The sequence below is a fragment of the Neorhizobium sp. T6_25 genome, assembly GCF_002968555.1.
Lineage (GTDB): Bacteria > Pseudomonadota > Alphaproteobacteria > Rhizobiales > Rhizobiaceae > Neorhizobium.
The window spans coordinates 92928-113444 of record NZ_PVBL01000004.1; the positions used below are offsets into that span (position 1 = coordinate 92928).

A 20517-nucleotide genomic window follows, 5' to 3' on the forward strand; every position below is an offset into this window, starting at 1 on the left:
ATACTCCCGCCGTCGGAAGAGAAGATAACGCCCCCGCAAAATTATGCCACGCCGTCCTGCCTCGATTGACGGGAAAAATTGCTTCGGCCGGAACGAGCCAGAGGTGGTTGTGCGTTGTCGCCGATGCCGAAATTCATGGCATAGAACTGCATCGGAAGGTCGGAGATGACATCTTGATGAGTCGGCTTCATACCAATTCTCTCGAGGACCCGCTTGGACGCCAAGTTATCAACATGGGCGAAGCCGATAAACCCGTTCCATTTCGCGGACGCCGCCAACCAATCTCGCAAGCCTGCGGCGATTTCGGTCGCGTATCCATTGCCCCAATGCTCGGGTAACAAAGAATATCCAATCTCGGGAGTGTCAGGCTTGAAAAGGGAACAGCCCGCCCGTCCTAGAAAAGCGTTATCATGCCTGCGCACTAGACGTTGCTTCCCAATACCATGCTGGTGATACTCCTGATCCCACTCGGCGAGCCTTTTTTCCGCTTTGGGGCGATCATAGAAAGCACCCGCGGCATCCAGGAAGCGGACCACGTCCAGGCTACTGTGCAATTTCACTAACTCGGAAACGGCATTCTCGCCCCAAGTCTCCAATCGCAGCCTTTCAGTCTCAAAAATTATCAATTCCGCAGCCCTCCTTTGCTGGCGCGGAAATACAAACGAACGGTGACAGATCGGTGACGTCCGGTTCGAGGTGAAAGTTGCCACAAATGATACGCCGGAAAAGCTCGTAGAAATCAAAGCCCGAGTTTGTCGATTTCCGCATCAAGGCGGTCCTTCGCCTTTTTCGGCATCTTGGCGCCCTTCACCGCGTCGAGATTGGCCGGGGCGTCGCCGACGACGATCACCGCGACCATGCCCATGCCGAAATGCGGCGTGCATTTGAAGACGTAGGCGCCCGGCTTGTCGGCCGTAAAGGAAATTTCCTGGCTGATCTTGCCTTTGATTTCGGCGGCGCCTTCCGGCATCAGGCCGGGCATCGAAACGACGTCGTGCCCCTTGTCGACCGGCACGAACCTGATCGTATCGCCCGGCTGCGCCTTCACGGCCGCCGGCTCGAACACCATGGCCTCGCCATCGCTGCCCTTGTTGAGCATCTTCACCTCGATTTCGGCGCTGAACGCCGGCAGGGCGAACAGGGCGAGGCTGGTGGCAAGGCTAAAGGTCTTGGTGGTCTTGCGCATGCGGCGAACTCCTGCTGGGAACCACCGCCCGGTCGGGCCGGGACGTTTTGGATGTGATACTTGGACATGTTTTCCAGCCGCAGACTTTGACCAGAATCAATTTCGCCACTTCGCCGCCGGTTTCCGCTCCGTACGGTGAACGGCGGCTTAAAATCCGGGCATCACTCGCAACGCATCTGGTCTTCCCAGTGCCGCCGGCAGAGCGAGACATATTTCTCATTGCCGCCGACATCCACCTGGGCGCCTTCGCGCACCAGCTTGCCCTCCTCGTCCAACCTCACCACCATGGTCGCCTTGCGCCCGCAATGGCAGATGGTGCGCACCTCGCGCAGCTCGTCGGCGATCGCCAGCAGTTCCAGCGAGCCGGGAAACAGCTTGCCCTGGAAATCCGTCCTCAAGCCGTAGGCCATAACCGGGATGCCGACCCGGTCGGAGATCCGTGCAAGCTGCCAGACCTGTTCGGGCGACAGGAACTGCGCTTCGTCGACGAACACGCAGGCGACTGGCTCCTCCGCATGCATCGCCTCGATGGCCGAAAAGAGGTCGTCGGACGGCCCGAAGGGAATGGCGTCCGAGGAGAGCCCGATCCGCGAGGCGACCCGGCCCTGCCCGGCCCGGTCGTCCAGCGATGCGGTGAAGATCGCGGTGCGCATGCCGCGCTCGCGGTAGTTATAGGATGCCTGCAGAAGCATCGTCGACTTGCCGGCATTCATGGTGGCGTAATGGAAATAGAGCTTGGCCATATCTGCCTTCTGATCGCGATCGGGATTCGGGAAAAGCCGTCTTTGCCGAAAACCACAGGAAACTGTAGACTGCGCAATGCTGGGGGAGAAAGTCACAAATGTCGCAAATGCCCCCCCTCCTCCGCCGCGAATGCGCGCGCTTGCCTCGGCGCAGCATATATTGATAATGCGGGAACCAAAAAAAACGGGAGCAGCCCATGCGCATGACTACCTCACTGAAGACCACGCTCGCCGCCGCCGTATCGATCCTCGCGATCGTCGGCACCGCATCCGCCGCCGAACCGGAAGCCTGCAAGACCGTCCGGATCTCGGATGTAGGCTGGACGGACCTCGCCTCGACCAACGCCTCGTTCATCCAGGTTCTCGAAGCGCTCGGCTACAAGGCCGACGTCAAGACGCTCGGTGTTCCGGTCACCTATTCTTCCATGAAGAACAAGGATATCGACATCTTCCTCGGCAACTGGATGCCGGCCCAGCAGGGTGCCATCCAGCCCTATCTCGACGACAAGTCGATCGAGAGCATCGCCGTCAACCTCGAAGGCGCCAAGTACACGCTCGGCACCAATGCCGCCGGCGCCAAGCTCGGCATCAAGGACTTCAAGGACATCGCCACCCATAAGAAGGAACTCGACGGCAAGGTTTACGGCATCGAGCCCGGCAACGAAGGCAACGGCATGATCGTGTCGCTGATCGAAGCCAACACCTTCGGCCTCAAGGGCTTCGAGGTCGTCGAATCCTCCGAGCAGGGCATGCTGACCCAGGTCACCCGCTCTGACAAGGAAGGCAAGCCGATCGTCTTCCTCGCCTGGGCGCCGCATCCGATGAACGTTGCCCATCAGATCACCTATCTCGCCGGCGGCGACTCCACCGTCTTCGGTCCGAACTACGGCGGCGCGACGGTCTACACCGTGGCGCGCGGCGGTTACGCCGCCCAATGCCCGAATGTCGGAAAACTCCTCAAGAACGTGAAGTTCTCGCTCGACATGGAAAACACCATCATGGGCAAGATCCTCAACGACGGCGAGGACGCCGACGACGCTGCCAAGGTTTGGCTGAAGGCCAATCCGAAGGTCATCGAACCCTGGGTTGCCGGCGTCACCACCTATGACGGCAAGGACGGCCTCGCCGCCGTCAAGAAGGCACTCGGTCTCTAACAGTCCTGAAAATGTTTCCGGGGCGGCGGATCGCCTGCCCCGGAGCCCGCCCTTTCTCTCCCTATGGACGGCAGTTTTCTCGTGGATTGGATCGCAGATCATCGAATACCTATAGGTTCCTGGGCGAAGGCGGTCGTTGACTGGTTGACGGCGAATGCCGACTGGTTCTTCGACTGGCTTTCTTCCGTTCTCCTGGGAGTGATCAACTGCCTTTTGTGGTGTCTGACGACGCCGCATCCGCTGATCGTCATGGCCGCCATGACCGGGCTTTCCTGGTGGCTGCGCCGTTCCCTCGTCCTGGCAGCCTTCACCTTCTGCGGCTTGCTCCTGATCTTCAACCAGGGCTACTGGAAGGAAACCACCGAAACCCTGGCGCTGGTGCTCGCCTCGACGGCCGTCAGCATGGTGGTCGGCGTGCCGCTCGGCATTGCCGCTGCCCGCCGCCAATGGTTTTACGAGGCCATGCGGCCGGTCCTCGACCTGATGCAGACGCTGCCGAGCTTCGTCTACCTTATCCCGGCGCTGATCCTCTTCGGCCTCGGCATGGTTCCGGGCCTGATCGCCACCGTCATCTTCGCGATCCCGGCGCCGATCCGCCTCACGCGCCTCGGCATCGTCTCGACCCCGAGTTCGCTTAGGGAAGCGGCCGTCGCCTTCGGCGCCACTCCGTCGCAGATCCTGCGCAAGGTGGAACTGCCCTTTGCCATGCCGCAGATCATGGCCGGCCTCACCCAGACGATCATGCTGTCGCTGTCGATGGTCGTCATCGCGGCGCTGGTCGGCGCCAACGGCCTCGGCGTGCCGGTGCTCCGGGCCCTGAATACCGTGAACGTCGCCCGCGGCTTCGATTCCGGTCTCTGCATCGTCATCCTGGCGATCATCCTCGACCGCATGTTCCGCACATCGACGGGAGACGGCCAATGACAGCCCAGACAACGGATTGCGTCGTCTTCGACAATGTCGACATCGTCTTCGGCGACAAGCCGGAACGGGCGCTGGCCATGCTCGACCAAGGCAAGACCCGCGACGAGATCAGTGCCGCGACCGGCATCGTCCTGGGCGTCGCCAATGCCTCGCTCACCATCCACGAGGGCGAAATCCTCGTGCTGATGGGCCTGTCCGGTTCGGGTAAGTCGACGCTGCTGCGCGCCGTCAACGGGCTCGCCCCCGTGGTGCGCGGCAATGTCAGCGTCGCAACCCCCTCAGGTCCGGTCGATCCCTACAAGTCGAACCCGAAAGTGCTGCGCGACCTGCGCATGCACACCGTCTCGATGGTCTTCCAGCAGTTCGGGCTCCTCCCCTGGCGCACGGTCGCGGAAAATGTCGGCTTCGGCCTCGAGCTCGCCGGCGTTCCGGATGCGGAGCGAACCAAGCGGGTCGACGAACAGCTCGAACTGGTCAACCTGACGAAATGGGCAGGCCGCAAGGTCGGCGAACTCTCCGGCGGCATGCAGCAGCGCGTCGGCCTTGCCCGCGCCTTTGCCACCGGTGCACCGATCCTGTTGATGGACGAGCCCTTCTCGGCGCTCGATCCGTTGATCAGAACCCGGCTACAGGACGAGCTTCTCGAATTCCAACGGCGGCTGAAGAAGACCATCCTCTTCGTCAGCCACGATCTCGACGAAGCCTTCCGGATCGGCAACCGAATCGCCATCATGGAGGGCGGGCACATCATCCAGTGCGGAACGCCGCAGGAGATCGTCCGTGCGCCTGCCGACCAATACGTCGCCGATTTCGTGCAGCACCTCAACCCGATCAGCATGCTGACCGCCGGCGACGTGATGCGGGCCGGAGTAAGCCCCGTGGCAGGCGCCACGGCCGTCTCCGCCACCGCGCTGCCGACGACGCCGCTCGTCGATATCCTGGATGCGCTGTCGCGCCAGCCGGGCGCCATCGGGGTGGTCGACAACGGCACGATCATCGGCAGCATTTCCTCCGATGACGTGATTGCCGGCCTGACCCGCCATCGCCGCCGCGACGCCCCATAAGCGGAGACGTCAGGTCACCTTTCGTTTCGCCGCGCCGGATGCTATGCCGACGCCGAATGCGGTCGCCTCGCGGCGGACGAACAGGAGATCGACGAATTGGCCGACGAACAGCAGACCGACAAGCCGCAGGTGCTGCGAGATACGGATGATGACGCCCGCCGGCTTGCCCGCACGCTGGTGCGCGGCGCCCGTTACATGGCGCTGGCGGTCCTCGATCCGGAGACCGGTTTCCCCTCCGCCAGCCGCGCGCTCACCGGCACCGATGTCGACGGCGTGCCTGTCATCCTCGTCTCAAGCCTCTCCGGCCATACGAAGGGCCTGGTCGCCGATCCGCGCTGCTCGCTTCTGGCCGGCGAGCCCGGCAAGGGCGATCCGCTCGCCCATCCCCGGATCACCGTCCAGTGCCTTGCCGAGGGCGTCGTGCGTGATACGCCCGAACATGCGCGCGTGCGCCAGCGTTTTCTGGATCGCCATCCCAAGGCCGCATTGTATGCAGATTTCGGTGATTTCCGGTTTTTCCGAATCACTCCGCAGGGAGCGTCCTTGAACGGAGGATTCGGTCGTGCATACATGCTGACCGGATCGGACCTGGTGATTCCCGAGCCGGGGACGACAACGGAATGGCTGGACCTGCAAGAGAAGTTAAAAAATATGCCGGAGCAGGCGAAAAAAATTGCCGCTCGTCTCGGCACGGAAAACGGGAAAAACTGGCGCTTCGGAGGGGTTGACCGGGCTGGAATCGACCTTATTGCGGGAGATTTTCAACTCAGGCACGAATTCGACCTTCTTGCGGAGTCTCCGCAAGCCGTTCTTGATTATGTTTTTGAGATCGCTAACATACGATAGTTGGTTACCTGAAATTTAGGGATATACAATCCCTTTTGCTCCTTGTTAATTTTCACCCATAAGACGATGGGCCGAATTTTGGAGCGGGGGGACCGCTTTAGAATACGAGGGGAATTTAAGACATATGGATACGATGGCACTTTCTGAGCATTCCAACGCAGCCGCAGGCCTGCTGTCTGCCATGGCCAACCCGAAACGGTTGATGATCCTGTGCTGCCTGGTGAAGGGCGAAGTCGCCGTGGGTGCGCTTGCGTCGCAAGTAGGCCTCAGCCAATCAGCACTGTCCCAGCACCTTTCCAAGCTGCGGGCCCAGAAGCTGGTGAAGACCCGCCGCGATGCGCAGACCATCTATTATTCCAGTTCGTCGGAATCGGTGATCAAGGTCCTCGAGACCCTGGAAGAAATCTACTGCGCTCCGGTACAGAAGAAATCAGCAGCCGCGTGAGAATGACAGCGCTGACATGACGTCACGCTGCCCTGCCCCAGCCCCCGCCATGACGGTCGGGGGCTGGGGCATTTCTATGCCAAGCCGGCCGACCGGGTATCGAGCCTGCAAGGGCTAGTCCGGGCATTTACGCATCAGTGCCTGGCCATGCGATGCAGCGTGGCGGTCACTTTCTGCCAGTCGTAGGGTTTGGAAAAGAACACGCTGCGCTCCGGCAGATCGCCCTCGCTCAGGCGGACCTGCCCCGACACGATGATGATCTCGATCGGCGGCCAGCGGTCGCGCACGGCAGCCGCCAGCTTCATGCCGTTCATGCTGCCGGGCATGTCGATATCGGTAAAGACGATGCGGATATCGGTGCGTGTTTCAAGGATCGTCACCGCCTCGTCGGCATCGGCCGCCTCGACCGCCTGGAAACCTGCGTCCTCCACCAGGTCCATTGCCATCATGCGCAAAAGGGGCTCGTCCTCGACCACGAGGACAGCCTGCTTTGTTGGCGGTGTGGATTGTCCCATCCGGTCAGTCTGCCTGTGCTAGCTGAAGGAGCACAGCTGTCATCTCAGCGCTGAACCCCGGATGATCATAACTAACGAGCACACCGCCGGTTCCGATCAAACCCATCCGAATAAGCTTGGAGCCGAACCCCTTGCGCTCCGGCTCGCGCGGAGGCGGCCCGCCGGTTTCCCGCCAGGAGAGGTAGAAGATCGCGCCGTCTCCGGTGCCTTCGATGCGCCAGTCGATCGCCACCCGCCCCCTATCGTTGGAGAGCGCCCCGTATTTCACCGCATTCGTCGTCAACTCGTGCAGGAGCAGGGAAAGCGAAAGCGAGCCTTTCGGCCCGAACCGCACGTTGGGACCCTGCGCGTCGATCCGGTCACGCATGCCGATCCCGTTCATCGTCCGGTCGACGACCGCGTAGACCGAGGCGCTCGTCCAGTTCTGCTCGAACAGGATGTCATGGGCGGTGCTGAGCGCATGCAGGCGCTTTTCGAAGGCCTCCACGAGGCCCCGCTCCGCCACCGGCCGGAGCGTCTGGGTGGCGATCGCCTGCACCATCGACAGCGTATTCTTCAGGCGATGGCTCATTTCCCTGTTGAGCATCTGCTGCTCCAAATCGGCCTGAACCCGCGACATCGCGATCTGGATGCGGTTGCCGAAGCTGCGGACGAAGGAAATCTCCTCCTCGATCCAGGGATAAGGCTGGTCGTGATGGATGAAGGCGACGAGCCTAAAGCGCCCGAGTTCGAAGATCGGCACGTTGACGAGCACGCGGATGCCAAGCGCAAGAAGCGCCGGCGCGTGGTCGCGGGTGCGCGGGTCGGTGGCAACGTCGGCGATGACAACGGCCTCGCCGCGCTTCAGGTCGTCGACAAAAGACCCGTAGTCCCTGAAGTGGTGAAGCCCGGCAAGGCTCTTGACGCCGGGGGCGCACCATTCGGGCGGCACCGACACCGTCTCGTCCGCCGCGTTGACGATGCCGAAACCGGCACGCGTCGCATCGAGCGCTTTGGCCATCAGGTCTCCGGCGGCGATCGCCATCGATTCCATGTCGCTGAGGTCGCGCAGCCTGTCGCCGACATCGAGCAGGGCCTGCACCCGGGCGGCCTCCCGTTTGGCAGCGGTCACGTCCCTGACCGTGCCGATCATCTTGACCGGCCGACCCGCCTCGTCATGGCGGAAGCTGGCATTGCGCGCGATCCAGCGCACGCCGTATCCGGGCACGCGAATGCGATATTCGACGTCGAGCGGCGCATCCCCCTGCTGCCGGGAGATATCGTCGGACTGCAGGCCCTTGTCCTGCGGCAGTACCATGTCCTCGAAGATCCGCGTCGGATAGGTCTCGGCGATGGGCACGTGGAAGATCCGGCAGAACTCCCGCGAGACCCGCGTCATCGAGGTGGCGATATCGATTTCGAATGTGCCGATCCTTCCCGCCTCCTGGGCCGCGAGGCTCGCATTGACGCTGGAGCGGATATTGGCGCTGATGGTCTTCTGGCGCCGGAACAGGTCGTCCTTGCGCTGCGAGATGCGGCGCATTTCGAGAAGGGCGACGACCTGCCGCGCAAGCGCCTGCAGCGCCGCCTTCTGCCCCTCGTCGAGCCCCTGCGGCCGAGGCTGCACGTCGATGACACAAAGAGTGCCGATCACCACCTCGTCCGGCGTGATCAGCGGCGCGCCGGCGTAGAAGCGGATATGCGGCTCGCCGGTGACGAGCGTATTGGCGCGGGTGCGCTGGTCGAGCTGCAGGTCGCGGATGACCAGCACATCGGAACTGCCGAGCGCATGGGCGCAGACCGACTGCTCGATCGGCGTCTCGCATGCCTCGAACCCGACGCGCGCCTTGAACCATTGCCGGTCCCTCTCGACCAGGCTGACGAGCGCCACGGGCGTGCCGCAGAGCGTGGACGCGACAAGCACGATATCGTCGAACTCCGGCTCCGGCTCGGTGTCCATGATGTTATAGGCATCGAGCGCTTCCAGCCGCTCGATATGCATGTCTTCGTTAGGATCGGGATCAGCCAATGAGGGGTCTCGGAATTGAAGTTTAACGCGATATTGGCAGCTTTCGCCAAAAGACCAGAGAGGCGCAATCAAATTTCACGACCGGCGGAAACCGCGTTGAAATCTTGAGCCTTTATCGAAATCCGTACCGATCGCCCCACCCAGCAACGCCAGCCCGAATCGATTTCGCTCCAACGCAGGAATTCGCAGCGGCCCTCTGTTCGAAGGCGGTTGACGCCTCCGATCCCCCTGATAATTTGACCATGCATTCAAAACTTGGTGCAATGACGCCGACCGGGAAATGGCCACCCGAAGAAACCGAATGGCCATGGAGAATGTCATGTCCAACCGCCTGAATACCACGCCCAACGATCTTCGGGCTTTCTGGATGCCGTTTACGGCAAACCGCCAGTTCAAACAGGAACCCCGCCTCTTCGTCGCCGCCAAGGATATGCACTACACGACCCATGACGGCCGCCAGGTGCTCGATGCCACCGCCGGCCTCTGGTGCGTCAATGCCGGCCACTGCCGCCCGAAGATCACCGAAGCGATCCGCGAGCAGGCCGGCGAGCTGGATTATGCTCCCGCCTTCCAGCTGGGCCACCCCAAGGCTTTCGAACTCGCCAATCGTCTGGTCGATATCGCCCCTGAAGGCATGAACCACGTTCTCTACACCAATTCCGGCTCGGAATCGGTCGAGACGGCGCTGAAGGTGGCGCTCGCCTACCACCGCGTGAAGGGCAACGGCTCGCGGTTCCGCCTGATCGGCCGCGAGCGCGGTTATCACGGCGTCAATTTCGGCGGCATCTCGGTCGGCGGCATCGTCTCCAACCGAAAGATGTTCGGCACGCTTTTGACCGGCGTCGACCACCTGCCGCATACCCACCTGCCGGGCAAGAACGCCTTCACCAAGGGCGAGCCGGAGCATGGCGGCGATCTCGCCACCGAACTCGAGCGCATCGTCACCCTGCATGACGCTTCGACCGTCGCCGCCGTCATCGTCGAGCCGGTCGCCGGCTCCACCGGCGTGCTTATCCCGCCGAAGGGTTATCTGCAGAAGCTGCGCGAGATCTGCACCAAGCACGGCATCCTGCTGATCTTCGACGAAGTCATCACCGGTTTCGGCCGCCTCGGCGCGCCGTTCGCTGCCCAGTATTTCGACGTCAAGCCGGACATCATCACCACCGCCAAGGGCCTCACCAACGGCGTGATCCCGATGGGTGCCGTCTTCGTCACCTCCGAGATCCACGACGCGTTCATGACCGGCCCTGAGCACATGATCGAGTTCATGCACGGCTATACCTATTCCGGCAACCCGATCGCCTCTGCTGCCGGCCTTGCGACGCTCGAAACCTACAAGGAAGAAGGCCTGTTCGACCGCGCCCGCGACATCGCCCCCTATTGGGAAGCGGGCCTGCATTCGTTGAAGGATCTGCCGAACGTCATCGATATCCGCAACCTCGGCCTGATCGGCGCGATCGAGCTCGACCCGATTGCCGGCGAACCCACCAAGCGCGCCTTCACGGCCTTCCTGAAGGCCTATGAAAACGGCCTGCTGATCCGCACCACCGGCGACACGATCGCCATGTCCCCGCCGCTGATCGTCGAAAAGCACCATATCGACGAGATTTTTGGAAAGCTGCGCGAGATCCTGACGAGCAATATCTGAGGCTTACATCTCGACCCGGAAAAGGCGGCCGGGACGCCGCCTTTTTCTTTTGTCATTACCGTGCCAGACATGGGCCTCAATCAGCCCACACGACCCGCATGTCCGCGATGATTCCGGCTATCGCCGATTGGCGCTCGGCGGCAAGGTCGGAGCCGTCGGCCGCGAAGTAGTTGATCAGCATCGGCATCTTTTCCACCATCGTATAAGCACTGACGCCTGAAACGGCGATCTTTCCCCGTTCCCGCAATGCCCGCTGTCCCAGATAGACGGCACGCTTGTCGCGTCCGAAAAATGGCGTTCCCTCCACCGGCGGATCCTGCCAGAACCGTGGCGTGAGTGGCCTGCTTTTCTCGTAGCGCTTTTGGAGGAAGTCAAGGTAAGAGGCCAGGTTTTCGGGAAGAGGCTCCTTGCCGCTATAGAATCGCATGACCGAGAAGACATGCTTGGGCCGGGTCTCCCGGCCGGCCTCGGACGTCTTCAGCGACTCGCAATCGATATCCAGCGACTGCAGTTCAGCAGCCCGTTTCGGCGGCGGGGTCAATGACTTCCAAACTTTTTCATGATAGCCGCCGCGCTTCGGATCAATCGCGCAAAACCCTTCCGGCACCCTCATGCCGACCTTCACGGGGCCGAAATCGAAAACCCGCACGCGCGGATCGTCCTTCTCGAAATCCTTGGCTGTCTGTTCGTCCCTCAGCCGTTTTGCATTTGCATCCGGTAGGGCTCTGGTCGGATCGGGATGGAACGTCGTCTCGAATTCCAGCTCGCCATCGACCTTGTAGGGACTGCATCTCCGCACCGCCCTGAGAGCCGATTGAGCGAAGGCCTCGTTGAGAGGCCCCTCACCCCGGCTTTTGATCACCGCATCCCCATCGAGGCTGCCGTCTGGCTTCAGTTTGAAAGCAATAGTCGCCGGCGTGTCGGCGCCCGTCGGCGTGGACCAGCAGCGTTGGATCTGCGCCTCGAAAGGCAGTTCCTCATCGGGAGCCGGCTGGGCCGCGTAAGCGCCAGCTGCCGCAGACAGTACCCAAAGCAGACAAGCAAGAAAAAGACGCACGAACCACCCCCATCCCATGGCCGGCCGCAGGCAGGCCTGGCCGCCGAAGACAGTCCAAGAGCTAGGGTCGTGACGCATCGCTTCAAGCCTCGCAAGGTCCGCCGTCCGAAACTATTGCCCGGTTCCCATATGCGGGAAAGGCGGCCCGAGGGCCGCCTTCTAGGTTGCATGCCGGCAGATCGTCCGGCCTACGGCCTCAGGCCTTGAAGAAAGCCAGAAGATCCGCATTGATCACGTTCGCATGCGTGGTCGCCATGCCGTGCGGAAAACCTTCATAGACCTTCAGCGTACCGTTCTTGAGAAGCTTGACCGCAAGCAGGGCCGAGTCGGCGATCGGGACGATCTGGTCGTCGTCGCCATGCATGACGAGAACCGGCACGTCGATCGCCTTCAGGTCTTCGGTGAAGTCGGTTTCCGAAAATGCCTTGATGCAATCGTAATGAGCCTTGGTGCCGCCCATCATCCCCTGCCGCCACCAATTGGCGATGACGCCTTCCGAAACGGTCGCGCCTTCCCGGTTGAAGCCGTAGAACGGGCCGGCCGGAACGTCGCGGAAGAACTGGGCGCGGTTGGCGGCAAGCGCTGCGCGAAAACCGTCGAAGACTTCGAGAGGCAGGCCGCCCGGATTGTTGTCCGTCTTCAGCATGATCGGCGGCACGGCGCCCATCAGCACCGCCTTGGCCACCCGGCCACCGCCGCCATACTGGGCAACGTAGCGGGCAACTTCGCCGCCGCCGGTCGAATGGCCGACATGGATGGCGTTTTTCAGATCAAGATGGGCGGCAAGCTCGGCAACATCGGCCGCATAGGTATTCATTTCGTTGCCGGTTTCGGTCTGGGTCGATCGCCCATGGCCGCGGCGGTCATGGGCGATGACGCGAAAACCCTGGTGCAGGAAAAACAGCATCTGCGCGTCCCAGTCGTCGGCCGAGAGCGGCCAGCCGTGATGGAAGACGACCGGCTGGGCGTCCTTGGAACCCCAGTCCTTGTAAAATATCTGCGTACCGTCCTTGGTGGTGATGAAATTGCTGGTCATGGTTCTCGTGTCCTTTCGAAACTGATTTTTCAATGACTGCGACATGAATGGCGGGCGCGGCAATAAAAATGGCCGACCAGACATTCATAGTACCGTTGCGTGTCGTTCCTTTGAACCGCACCCTTCGGATTATCGCGATCTCCATACCTCGATATTTGTTATCGCGATAAGTATATGGGTAGCGGCATTCTTCGATCGTGTCTACAAAAATATTTATCGCGATATCAAAATTGTGCTATATGTCGGGAAGAACCTGGAACAGCACCGGAGCAAGCATGCCCGCCTCCCCCCTTCCGCCGCTCGACGAGCAGCTCTGCTTTTCGCTCTATGCGGCCCATATCGCCATCAATCGCGCCTACAAGCCGATGCTCGACGACATGGGCATCACCTATCCGCAATACCTCGTCCTGAGCGTGCTCGGCGAACAGGACGGCTCGACGATCGGCACGATCGCGGAAAGACTGGGCCTGGAATCGAGCACCATCACCCCGCCCGTAAAGCGGCTCGAACAGGCCGGACTGCTGGAGCGCCGCCGCAGCAAGACCGACGAGCGCCAGGTGTATGTCTGGTTGACCGACGCCGGCCGCGCCCTGATCGCGAAAAGCACATGCCTCGGCGAAACGCTGATCGAACGGTCCGGCATGCCGCCGAAGGAATTCCTGGCTTTCAACCGTCAGGTCCGCACCTTCCTCGGCGCTCTGGAGCGCAAGGCCTAGTTTCGCAAACGTCACTGAATCTGGGCGAGATCCGGAATTTTGGCGCATTCCTGGGTGAAAATCACAAAAATCCATCCCGTTTTGTTATCTTCTTGCGGAATCCCGACGAAATTCATACAGAATTGGCTGCCGACCGCCGAAAGCCAAAAATGGCTCGGCACGGTATCGACCGCATCGCTTTCCGTCCTTGGCACGACCGCGCCCGGCGCGATATCGAAGACGGAAGGTAGGATGCGGCGTTCACCGCGGGGTTGAAGCCCCATCCAAGGAGACCAAGATGAACCTCAAGATGCTTCTCGGGGCAACGGCACTCGCCTCCCTGACTTTCGCTCCGCTTGCCCAGGCCGAGATCGTCATCGGCCTGATCGCCCCGCTCACCGGCCCGATCGCGGCCTATGGTGACCAGGTCAAGAACGGCGCCGAAACCGCCATTGCGGAAATCAACAAGAAGGGCGGCATTCTCGGCGAAAAGGTCGTTCTGAAGGCGGCCGACGATGCAGCAGAACCCAAGCAGGGCGTTTCCGCCGCCAACCAGCTGGTCGGCGAAGGCATCCGTTTCGTGGTCGGCCCGGTGACGTCAGGCGTCGCCATGCCGGCTTCCGATGCGCTTGCCGAAAACGGCGTGCTGATGGTCACCCCGACCGCGACCACCCCGGCCCTGACCAACCGCGGCCTCACCAACGTGTTCCGCACCTGCGGCCGCGACGACCAGCAGGCCGTGGTTGCCGCCAATTACGTCCTGAAGGCCTTCAAGGACAAGAAAGTCGCGATCATCAACGACAAGGGCGCCTATGGCAAAGGCCTCGCCGACGCCTTCAAGGCAGCGCTGAACGCCGGCGGCGTCAAGGAAGTGCTCGACGACGCAGTCACGCCGGGCGACAAGGATTTCAGCGCGCTGACGACCCGCCTGAAGTCGCAGAATGTCGACGTGATCTATTTCGGCGGTTACCATCCGGAAGGCGGCCTGCTCGCCCGCCAGCTCGCCGATCTCGGCGTCAAGGCGACGATCATCGGCGGCGACGGCCTGTCGAACAGCGAGTTCTGGAACATCGGCACCAAGGCTGCGGCCGGCACCGTCTTCACCAACGCCTCCGACGCCACCAAGAGCCCCGATTCCAAGGCTGCAGCCGAAGCGCTCGCCGCCCGCAAGATCCCCGCCGAAGCCTTCACGCTGAACGCCTATGCCGCCGTCGAAGTGATCAAGGCCGGCATCGAAAAGGCAAAGAGCGCCGAGGATACGGAAGCGGTGGCCGCGGCCATCAAGTCCGGCGAACCGATCGCCACCGCCATCGGCAAGCTCACCTATGGCAAGACGGGCGACCTGACCTCGCAGAGTTTTTCCCTGTTCAAATGGGAAGACGGCAAGATCGTCGCCGCCGAGTGACATCTTTCAAATCGCATGATCGGCGGGCGCCTTCGGGCGCCCGTTTGCTTTTGAGCCGCCGTTCGCAGATGGCCAGCTTCCTCACTCGACATGCACCGCCAGCGTCCGCTTCAGCGTCTTCAGCACGACGCTCGTCGTGAATTTGCGGATATTCGGGTTCATCTCCATCATCCGGTCCGCCAGCACATCGAAATGCTCGACGGACTGGACCAGGATCACCAGCGTGAAATCGCCCCTGCCCGATGTCCCCCAGGCCTCCTGCACCTCCGGCGTATCCGCCACCCAGCGCAGCAAAGGCGGCATGAGCTCCGGCCGGTCGCGCTCCAGTTCCACCTCGACCAGCATGGAAACGGCCATGCCCACCTTTTTCGGATCGACGACCGAAACGTCCCGTAGGATCACCTTGTCCTCCCGAAGCTTCTGCAGCCGCCGTTGCGCCGAGGACGGCGAAAGGCCCACACGCTCGGCAAGCTCGTTCAAGGTGATGGTCGCATCCCGCTGCATGAGCTTGAGGATTTGGCGATCGGCTTTCCTCAGTGCCATGAGAAAATTTCCCGGCTTCAAAGCAAATTCCGGGAGATATTCCTGATCATAACCACAACTTCAGGAATTCTGCCGGCTTTTCGTTTGGCATTTTAACGCTATGACACAGAACCAGCCACACCCTTCCGTCAACGGTATTCTCGCTGCGTCGAAAAGCATCGACCCCGTCTTTACCAACAGCCCGTTGATCGAGCAGCAGACGACCAATACGGCTCTCGGCCTTCGCCTCCTTGCCAAGGTGGAGACGCTCAATCCGATCCGATCCTTCAAGGGACGCGGCACCGACTGGTGGATGCAGAACGAACCGGCTGGCGACCACCCCGTCGTCTCCGCCTCCGCCGGCAATTTCGGCCAGGGGCTCGCCTATGCCGGCCGGGCGCGCGGACGCAAGGTGGTGATCTTTTCCGCCACCACGGCCAATCCCGGCAAGATCGAGGCGATGCGCCGGCTCGGCGCCGACGTGCGGCTGGAAGGCAGTGATTTCGACGCCGCCAAGGCCGCGGCACGTGCCTATGCGCAAGCGAATGGCTGCCCCTTTGTCGAAGACGGCGCACTGCGGAGTATCGCCGAAGGGGCAGGCACGATCGCGCTGGAGATCACCGAGCGCCTTTCCCGCCAAGCCGTCGAACTCGACGCCATCCTCGTGCCGCTCGGCAATGGCGCGCTGCTGACCGGGATCGGCACCTGGATCCGCGCCAAGGCACCGAACTGCAAGGTCATCGGAGTGGTCGCCGCCAATGCGCCCGCCATGAAGCAATCTCATGAAACCGGCCGGCTCGTCTCCACGGAGACCGCAGCAACCGCAGCCGATGGCATCGCGGTTCGAGAGTGCGTTCCCTATGCACTGGATTGCATGAGGACGACTGTCGACGAAGTCTGGGAAGCGAGCGAAGCGGCCATCCGCGAGGCGCGGGAATTCTGCCGCATCCATTACGGCCTCGTCGTCGAGGATGCCGGCGCCGCCGGCATTGCCGGTCTCTTGGAAAACGGCGCGAACCTCAAAGGCCGAACCGTCGCCACCGTCCTCTGCGGCGGCAATGTCCGCACGGATATCGCATGACGTCCCGCTTGCATCGGTCGCCTCTCCCCGTTTCCTCATGGAACGGGTAGGTTAGGCGACCGATTCAGCGAGGAGCCCGCCATGACCACCCGTCTCGAAACCCTCATCGACCAGGGTACCGGCCGCGAACCCGCCGATATCGTGTTGAAGGGCGGAAAGTTCTTCGATCTCGTCACCGGCGAGCTCATCGCCTCCGACATCGCCATCTGCGGTGACCGTATCGTCGGCACCTGCGGCGACTATACCGGCAAGACTGAAATCGACATTTCCGGCAAGATCGTCGTCCCGGGCTTCATCGACACCCATCTCCACATCGAGAGCTCGCTGGTGACGCCGCACGAGTTCGACCGCTGTGTCCTGCCCTATGGGGTGACGACGGCGATCTGCGATCCCCACGAGATCGCCAACGTGCTCGGCACCGAGGGCATTCAATTTTTCCTGGATTCCTCGCTGGAAACGATCATGGACATCCGCGTCCAGCTTTCCTCCTGCGTGCCGGCCACCCATCTGGAGACGGCCGGCGCCGATCTGCCGATCGAAAAGCTGCTGCCCTTCCGCGATCACCCGAAGGTCATCGGCCTTGCCGAGTTCATGAACTTCCCGGGCGTCATTTATAAGGACCCGATCTGCCTCGCCAAGCTCGAGGCCTTCTACGGCGACCATATCGACGGCCACGCGCCGCTGCTGCGCGGCAACGACCTGAACGGCTATCTCGCAGCCGGCATCCGCACCGAGCACGAATGCACGACCGCCGAGGAGGCGCTCGAAAAGATCCGCAAGGGCATGCATATCCTGGTGCGCGAAGGCTCGGTCTCGAAAGACCTGCACGCCCTGATGCCCCTCCTCACCGAGCGGCTCTCACCCTATCTCGCGCTCTGCACCGACGATCGCAACCCGCTCGACATCACCGAACAGGGCCATCTCGACTACATGATCCGCACCGCGATCGCCCATGGCGTCGAACCGCTCGCGGTGTACCGCGCCGCTTCGATCTCCGCCGCCCGCGCCTTCGCCCTGCGCGACCGCGGCCTCGTCGCCCCCGGCTGGCGGGCCGATCTCGTCGTCGTCGACAGTCTCGGAAACTGCAAGGCCGAGATGGTCTTTTCCGCCGGCCGCAAGGTCACCGACGAACTCTTCGCCACCCGCAAGCCCGTTGCGCCGGTCGGGCTCGACAGCGTCAGGGCACGCCCGGTGCAGGCGATGCATTTCGGCGTGCCCTTCACGGAGGACGAAACTCCGGTTATCGGCGTGATGCCAGGCAAGATCATCACCGAACACCGCCGCTACCGCCTGCCGTCGGCGGGCAACCAGGAAGGCGTCGATCTCGACCGCGACATCATCAAGGTCGCGGTTATCGAGCGGCATGGCAAGAATGGCAACCATGCCAATGGTTTCGTTCAGGGTTTCGGATTGAAGAAAGGGGCGATCGCCTCGACGGTCGGGCATGACAGCCACAACATCTGCGTCGTCGGCGTCAGCGAGGACGACATGGCAATGGCCGCCAACCGGCTCGGCGAAATCCACGGCGGCTTCGTGGTGGTCGAGGACGGCAAGGTCACCGGGGAAATCGCCCTGCCCATCGCGGGCCTGATGAGCCTCGAACCCTATGAAGTGGTGCGCGATACCCTCCACCACCTCCGCCAGGCCGCCTACGCGCTCGGCACCACCCTCCAGGAACCCTTCCTCCAGGTCGCCTTCCTGCCGTTGCCCGTCATTCCCCACCTGAAGATTTCCGACAAGGGCATGGTGGATGTCGATAGGTTTGCGCTGATCGGGTGACCTTGAAGGCCACGCGTTGGTGGTAACAACCATTGGCGAATTATTCTGTCCTCAAGAAAATTGGTTGAAAGAGGACCCAATGCCCATCGTCTTCCGTTCTGGCGCCCTGAAATTCTATTTCTATTCCAATGAAGGCGACCCGCGGGAGCCCGTACATATTCACGTCCGGGGCGGTGGCGCAAATGCGAAGATCTGGTTGGAGCCGACCATAGGAGTGGCGGAAAGCGACGGCTTCAACAGCCGTGACCTGTCTGCTATTATCCGGCTCGTCATCGACAATCGTTCTCTGATCAAGCGGGCATGGCATGAGCATTTCGGCAACTGAGGTGAAATTCGACGACGACACCATGTGGGTCTCGCTCAACGACGGCCGCACATTGGGCGTGCCGCTTGCCTGGTTTCCTCGTCTGCTTCTTGCGAAGCCGGCCGATCGCCAAAAATTCGAACTGAGCCCGGGTGGCATTCACTGGGATGATCTCGACGAAGACATCTCCATCGCCGGCCTTCTGGAAGGGCGCGGCGATAGGACGGTGAAACGTCCTGCCGCATAAATCCTGTTAGGATCGTCCATGAGCAAGCTGGAGCAGATCGAGAAAGCCGTTGCCCAACTGGACCGACAAGAGCTGGAAGCATTCTCGCTCTGGTTCGAAGAATTTCAGGCTGAACGCTGGGATCGCCAGATCGAGAAAGACGATGCGGAAAGCGAATTCGACCGTCTCACAGAGAATGCCTTGACCGAATTCCGTGCGGGAAAGACAAGGTCGCTTTGATGGGCGCCGCCTCCGCTCACCGCCGCCTCAACACCATCCCCGCATGATAAAGCACGCCATCGCGAAAATCCCCGTCGGCGGTGAAACCGGTGTCGTCCTTGTAGTCGATATGGTCGCCGGTCACCCAGTAGCGGCCCTCATAGGCCTTTTCGCGGGTGCCGCGCGCTTCCACATAGCGGCCGTTCGGCAGCAACTCGTGGCGGATGTGGTTGTCCTCGGTCACCCACATTCCGGCGTATGGATGTTCAGCCATGGTCTTCTCCTGTTCCGTGATGTCGTGTGCAAGCGCCGTAAACGTTGCGATGAAGGCGAAAGCCGCGGCAAAGGCGGCAAACGCGAGCGGGGCTCGGAAACCCGAAGGGGCGCGAAAAAACCGTTCAGCCATTGAGATATTCCCTCCTGAGCATCCGTTCGCGGCGGCGTCTTTCCGTGCCACGGGAGTGTTTGAGGAAGCCGCCGGCAAAATCGGCGGCCCAATGGAAGGGACTTTCAAGTAAGCGCTGAAAATTGCTCATCACCGTCTCCATTTGCGTCCGGGCTGGTTCGATCGGACGAGCCGAATATGGCGGAAAGCAGCGGGCGAGCGGTAGACCAGTCCTCCGGCATGATTGCACAATCCTCCGAAGCTCCATTGAAACGACCAACAGCGCCACCATATGATCTCCACACCAAACCGCTGACACCCTGTGTTTTATGGTATCCGTACCTCCGAACGAGGCCCCAAGATGGAAAAACTCGATCAACTTGCCCGGCTGATTGCACAAAACACCGATAGCGACGGCGTGTTCGAGACAGTGATCCCGCGCCTGTCGGTGATCCGCATGTCGAAGCCGACCGAGCCGCTGCACGCCATCCATCAGCCGGCTGTGTGCATCATCGCCCAAGGGGCGAAACAGGTCATGCTGGCCGACGAGATCTTTCGCTACAGCCCCGGCCAGTATCTGGTCGTCTCGGTCGACATGCCCGTCACCGGCCAGGTCATCGAGGCGACGCCGGAAGAGCCATATCTCTGCCTGCGCCTCGATCTCGACCTGAAGCTGCTGAGCGAGATGCTGGTGGACATGCCGGCTGCACCAGGTGTCCCGGCCATGCGCAAGAAATGCATCGGCCTCAGTCACACCACGCCGGAATTCCTGGATGCCGCACTTCGCCTCGCCCAGCTTCTCGATAAGCCCGACGAGATCGCCTATCTCGCACCGCTGATCGAGCGCGAACTGATGTTCCGGCTGCTGCGTGGCGATCAGGCCGAGATGATCCGTCAGATCCTGACGCCTGAAAACCGGCTGCAGCAGGTCAACCGGGCGATATCCTGGATCCGCCAGAACTTTTCCGCTCCCTTTTCGATCGAGCAGGTGGCAATCGAAGCGCGCATGAGCACGTCCTCGCTGCACCAGCATTTTCGCGAGGTGACGGCGATGAGCCCGCTGCAATACCAGAAGCAGCTGCGCCTGCAGGAGGCCCGCCGGCTTATCCTCGGCAATGCCATGGATGCCGCCACCGCCGCCCATCAGGTCGGCTATGACAGCCCCTCGCAGTTCAGCCGCGAATACCGCCGCCTGTTCGGCGCCCCGCCGATCCAGGATATCACCCGGCTCAGAAGTGAACCTGCCCGCTACGCCGAGGCCTGAACCGGCCTAAC

The 20517-nt window shown here is 61.7% G+C and carries 25 protein-coding genes; 14 read left to right on the top strand and 11 right to left on the bottom strand.

What is annotated here, in order from left to right; all coding sequences use genetic code 11:
* Positions 1-41: 41 nt before the first annotated feature.
* From C5L10_RS06875 to C5L10_RS06885, 3 genes are all read right to left on the bottom strand, one after another.
* Complete coding sequence (locus C5L10_RS06875; RefSeq protein ID WP_172716932.1) at positions 42-626, bottom strand: GNAT family N-acetyltransferase; 585 nt, start codon at positions 624-626, stop codon at positions 42-44.
* A 113-nt stretch (positions 627-739) separates the two neighbouring features.
* Entirely contained in the window at positions 740-1186 is a 447-nt protein-coding gene (locus C5L10_RS06880; protein ID WP_105429035.1) for a pseudoazurin, read from the bottom strand.
* Positions 1187-1347: 161 nt separating this feature from the next.
* Positions 1348-1929 carry a thymidine kinase gene (locus C5L10_RS06885; RefSeq protein ID WP_105429036.1) on the bottom strand — a complete coding sequence of 194 codons (582 nt, stop codon included), beginning with the start codon at positions 1927-1929 and terminating at the stop codon, positions 1348-1350.
* A gap of 197 nt (positions 1930-2126) precedes the next feature.
* Between C5L10_RS06885 and C5L10_RS06890 the strand changes: the two genes are divergently transcribed.
* The 5 genes from C5L10_RS06890 to C5L10_RS06910 all read left to right on the top strand — a co-directional run bounded on the left by C5L10_RS06890 (position 2127) and on the right by C5L10_RS06910 (position 6362).
* A complete protein-coding gene (locus C5L10_RS06890; protein ID WP_105429037.1) occupies positions 2127-3083 on the top strand; it encodes a choline ABC transporter substrate-binding protein in 957 nt (318 codons plus the stop codon).
* A 63-nt stretch (positions 3084-3146) separates the two neighbouring features.
* Positions 3147-4007, top strand: coding sequence for a choline ABC transporter permease subunit (choW, locus tag C5L10_RS06895; protein WP_371411919.1), 861 nt, complete (start codon positions 3147-3149; stop codon positions 4005-4007).
* On the top strand, positions 4004-5071 hold the full coding sequence (choV, locus tag C5L10_RS06900; RefSeq protein WP_105429038.1) for a choline ABC transporter ATP-binding protein: 1068 nt from the start codon (positions 4004-4006) through the stop codon (positions 5069-5071). Before choW ends, choV begins: the two co-directional genes overlap by 4 nt.
* Positions 5072-5167: 96 nt before the next feature.
* Positions 5168-5917, top strand: a complete 750-nt coding sequence (locus tag C5L10_RS06905) for a HugZ family protein (protein WP_105429039.1) — start codon at positions 5168-5170, stop codon at positions 5915-5917.
* 124 nt (positions 5918-6041) lie between these two features.
* Entirely contained in the window at positions 6042-6362 is a 321-nt protein-coding gene (locus C5L10_RS06910; RefSeq protein WP_037076453.1) for a helix-turn-helix transcriptional regulator, read from the top strand.
* Positions 6363-6496: 134 nt separating this feature from the next.
* Here C5L10_RS06910 and C5L10_RS06915 read toward each other — a convergent pair whose 3' ends face one another.
* Complete coding sequence (locus C5L10_RS06915; RefSeq protein WP_046666572.1) at positions 6497-6877, bottom strand: response regulator; 381 nt, start codon at positions 6875-6877, stop codon at positions 6497-6499.
* 4 nt (positions 6878-6881) lie between these two features.
* Positions 6882-8885 (bottom strand): GAF domain-containing protein, encoded by a 2004-nt coding sequence (locus C5L10_RS06920; RefSeq protein WP_172716933.1) that lies wholly within the window; start codon positions 8883-8885, stop codon positions 6882-6884.
* Positions 8886-9204: 319 nt separating this feature from the next.
* On the opposite strand from C5L10_RS06920, the gene C5L10_RS06925 reads away from it, so the two are divergent.
* The gene (locus tag C5L10_RS06925; RefSeq protein WP_105429228.1) at positions 9205-10533 is read left to right on the top strand and encodes an aspartate aminotransferase family protein; all 1329 of its coding nucleotides are present in this window, start codon (positions 9205-9207) and stop codon (positions 10531-10533) included.
* Between the two features lie 76 nt (positions 10534-10609).
* Here the strand turns inward: C5L10_RS06925 and C5L10_RS06930 are convergent, their stop codons facing one another.
* Together C5L10_RS06930 and C5L10_RS06935 are read right to left on the bottom strand one after the other, a co-directional pair.
* Entirely contained in the window at positions 10610-11590 is a 981-nt protein-coding gene (locus C5L10_RS06930) for an energy transducer TonB (RefSeq protein WP_105429041.1), read from the bottom strand.
* Positions 11591-11786: 196 nt separating this feature from the next.
* A complete protein-coding gene (locus tag C5L10_RS06935) occupies positions 11787-12626 on the bottom strand; it encodes an alpha/beta fold hydrolase (RefSeq protein WP_105429042.1) in 840 nt (279 codons plus the stop codon).
* Positions 12627-12901: 275 nt separating this feature from the next.
* Here C5L10_RS06935 and C5L10_RS06940 point away from each other — a divergent pair, with 275 nt between their 5' ends.
* Entirely contained in the window at positions 12902-13342 is a 441-nt protein-coding gene (locus tag C5L10_RS06940) for a MarR family winged helix-turn-helix transcriptional regulator (protein ID WP_105429043.1), read from the top strand.
* Between the two features lie 11 nt (positions 13343-13353).
* On the opposite strand, the gene C5L10_RS06945 is transcribed toward C5L10_RS06940, so the two are convergent.
* Positions 13354-13605 (bottom strand): hypothetical protein, encoded by a 252-nt coding sequence (locus C5L10_RS06945; protein ID WP_105429044.1) that lies wholly within the window; start codon positions 13603-13605, stop codon positions 13354-13356.
* Positions 13606-13619: 14 nt separating this feature from the next.
* On the opposite strand from C5L10_RS06945, the gene C5L10_RS06950 reads away from it, so the two are divergent.
* Positions 13620-14726 carry a branched-chain amino acid ABC transporter substrate-binding protein gene (locus C5L10_RS06950; RefSeq protein WP_105429045.1) on the top strand — a complete coding sequence of 369 codons (1107 nt, stop codon included), beginning with the start codon at positions 13620-13622 and terminating at the stop codon, positions 14724-14726.
* An 81-nt stretch (positions 14727-14807) separates the two neighbouring features.
* On the opposite strand, the gene C5L10_RS06955 is transcribed toward C5L10_RS06950, so the two are convergent.
* The gene (locus C5L10_RS06955) at positions 14808-15269 is read right to left on the bottom strand and encodes an Lrp/AsnC family transcriptional regulator (RefSeq protein ID WP_105429046.1); all 462 of its coding nucleotides are present in this window, start codon (positions 15267-15269) and stop codon (positions 14808-14810) included.
* 100 nt (positions 15270-15369) lie between these two features.
* On the opposite strand from C5L10_RS06955, the gene C5L10_RS06960 reads away from it, so the two are divergent.
* From C5L10_RS06960 to C5L10_RS06980, 5 genes are all read left to right on the top strand, one after another.
* Positions 15370-16329 carry a threonine/serine dehydratase gene (locus C5L10_RS06960; protein WP_105429047.1) on the top strand — a complete coding sequence of 320 codons (960 nt, stop codon included), beginning with the start codon at positions 15370-15372 and terminating at the stop codon, positions 16327-16329.
* An 81-nt stretch (positions 16330-16410) separates the two neighbouring features.
* The gene (gene ade / locus C5L10_RS06965; RefSeq protein WP_105429048.1) at positions 16411-18108 is read left to right on the top strand and encodes an adenine deaminase; all 1698 of its coding nucleotides are present in this window, start codon (positions 16411-16413) and stop codon (positions 18106-18108) included.
* Between the two features lie 79 nt (positions 18109-18187).
* Complete coding sequence (locus C5L10_RS06970) at positions 18188-18433, top strand: DUF4160 domain-containing protein (protein WP_038544349.1); 246 nt, start codon at positions 18188-18190, stop codon at positions 18431-18433.
* Complete coding sequence (locus tag C5L10_RS06975; RefSeq protein WP_038544351.1) at positions 18414-18659, top strand: DUF2442 domain-containing protein; 246 nt, start codon at positions 18414-18416, stop codon at positions 18657-18659. The genes C5L10_RS06970 and C5L10_RS06975 overlap by 20 nt, the downstream gene beginning before the upstream one ends.
* An 18-nt stretch (positions 18660-18677) precedes the next feature.
* The gene (locus C5L10_RS06980; protein ID WP_105429049.1) at positions 18678-18878 is read left to right on the top strand and encodes a hypothetical protein; all 201 of its coding nucleotides are present in this window, start codon (positions 18678-18680) and stop codon (positions 18876-18878) included.
* Between the two features lie 16 nt (positions 18879-18894).
* Here C5L10_RS06980 and C5L10_RS06985 read toward each other — a convergent pair whose 3' ends face one another.
* On the bottom strand, positions 18895-19263 hold the full coding sequence (locus tag C5L10_RS06985) for an Atu4866 domain-containing protein (RefSeq protein WP_105429050.1): 369 nt from the start codon (positions 19261-19263) through the stop codon (positions 18895-18897).
* Positions 19256-19393 (bottom strand): hypothetical protein, encoded by a 138-nt coding sequence (locus tag C5L10_RS33535; RefSeq protein WP_172716934.1) that lies wholly within the window; start codon positions 19391-19393, stop codon positions 19256-19258. The genes C5L10_RS06985 and C5L10_RS33535 overlap by 8 nt, the downstream gene beginning before the upstream one ends.
* Positions 19394-19603: 210 nt before the next feature.
* Here C5L10_RS33535 and C5L10_RS06990 point away from each other — a divergent pair, with 210 nt between their 5' ends.
* Positions 19604-20506, top strand: coding sequence for an AraC family transcriptional regulator (locus C5L10_RS06990; protein WP_105429051.1), 903 nt, complete (start codon positions 19604-19606; stop codon positions 20504-20506).
* Positions 20507-20517 lie beyond the last annotated feature (11 nt).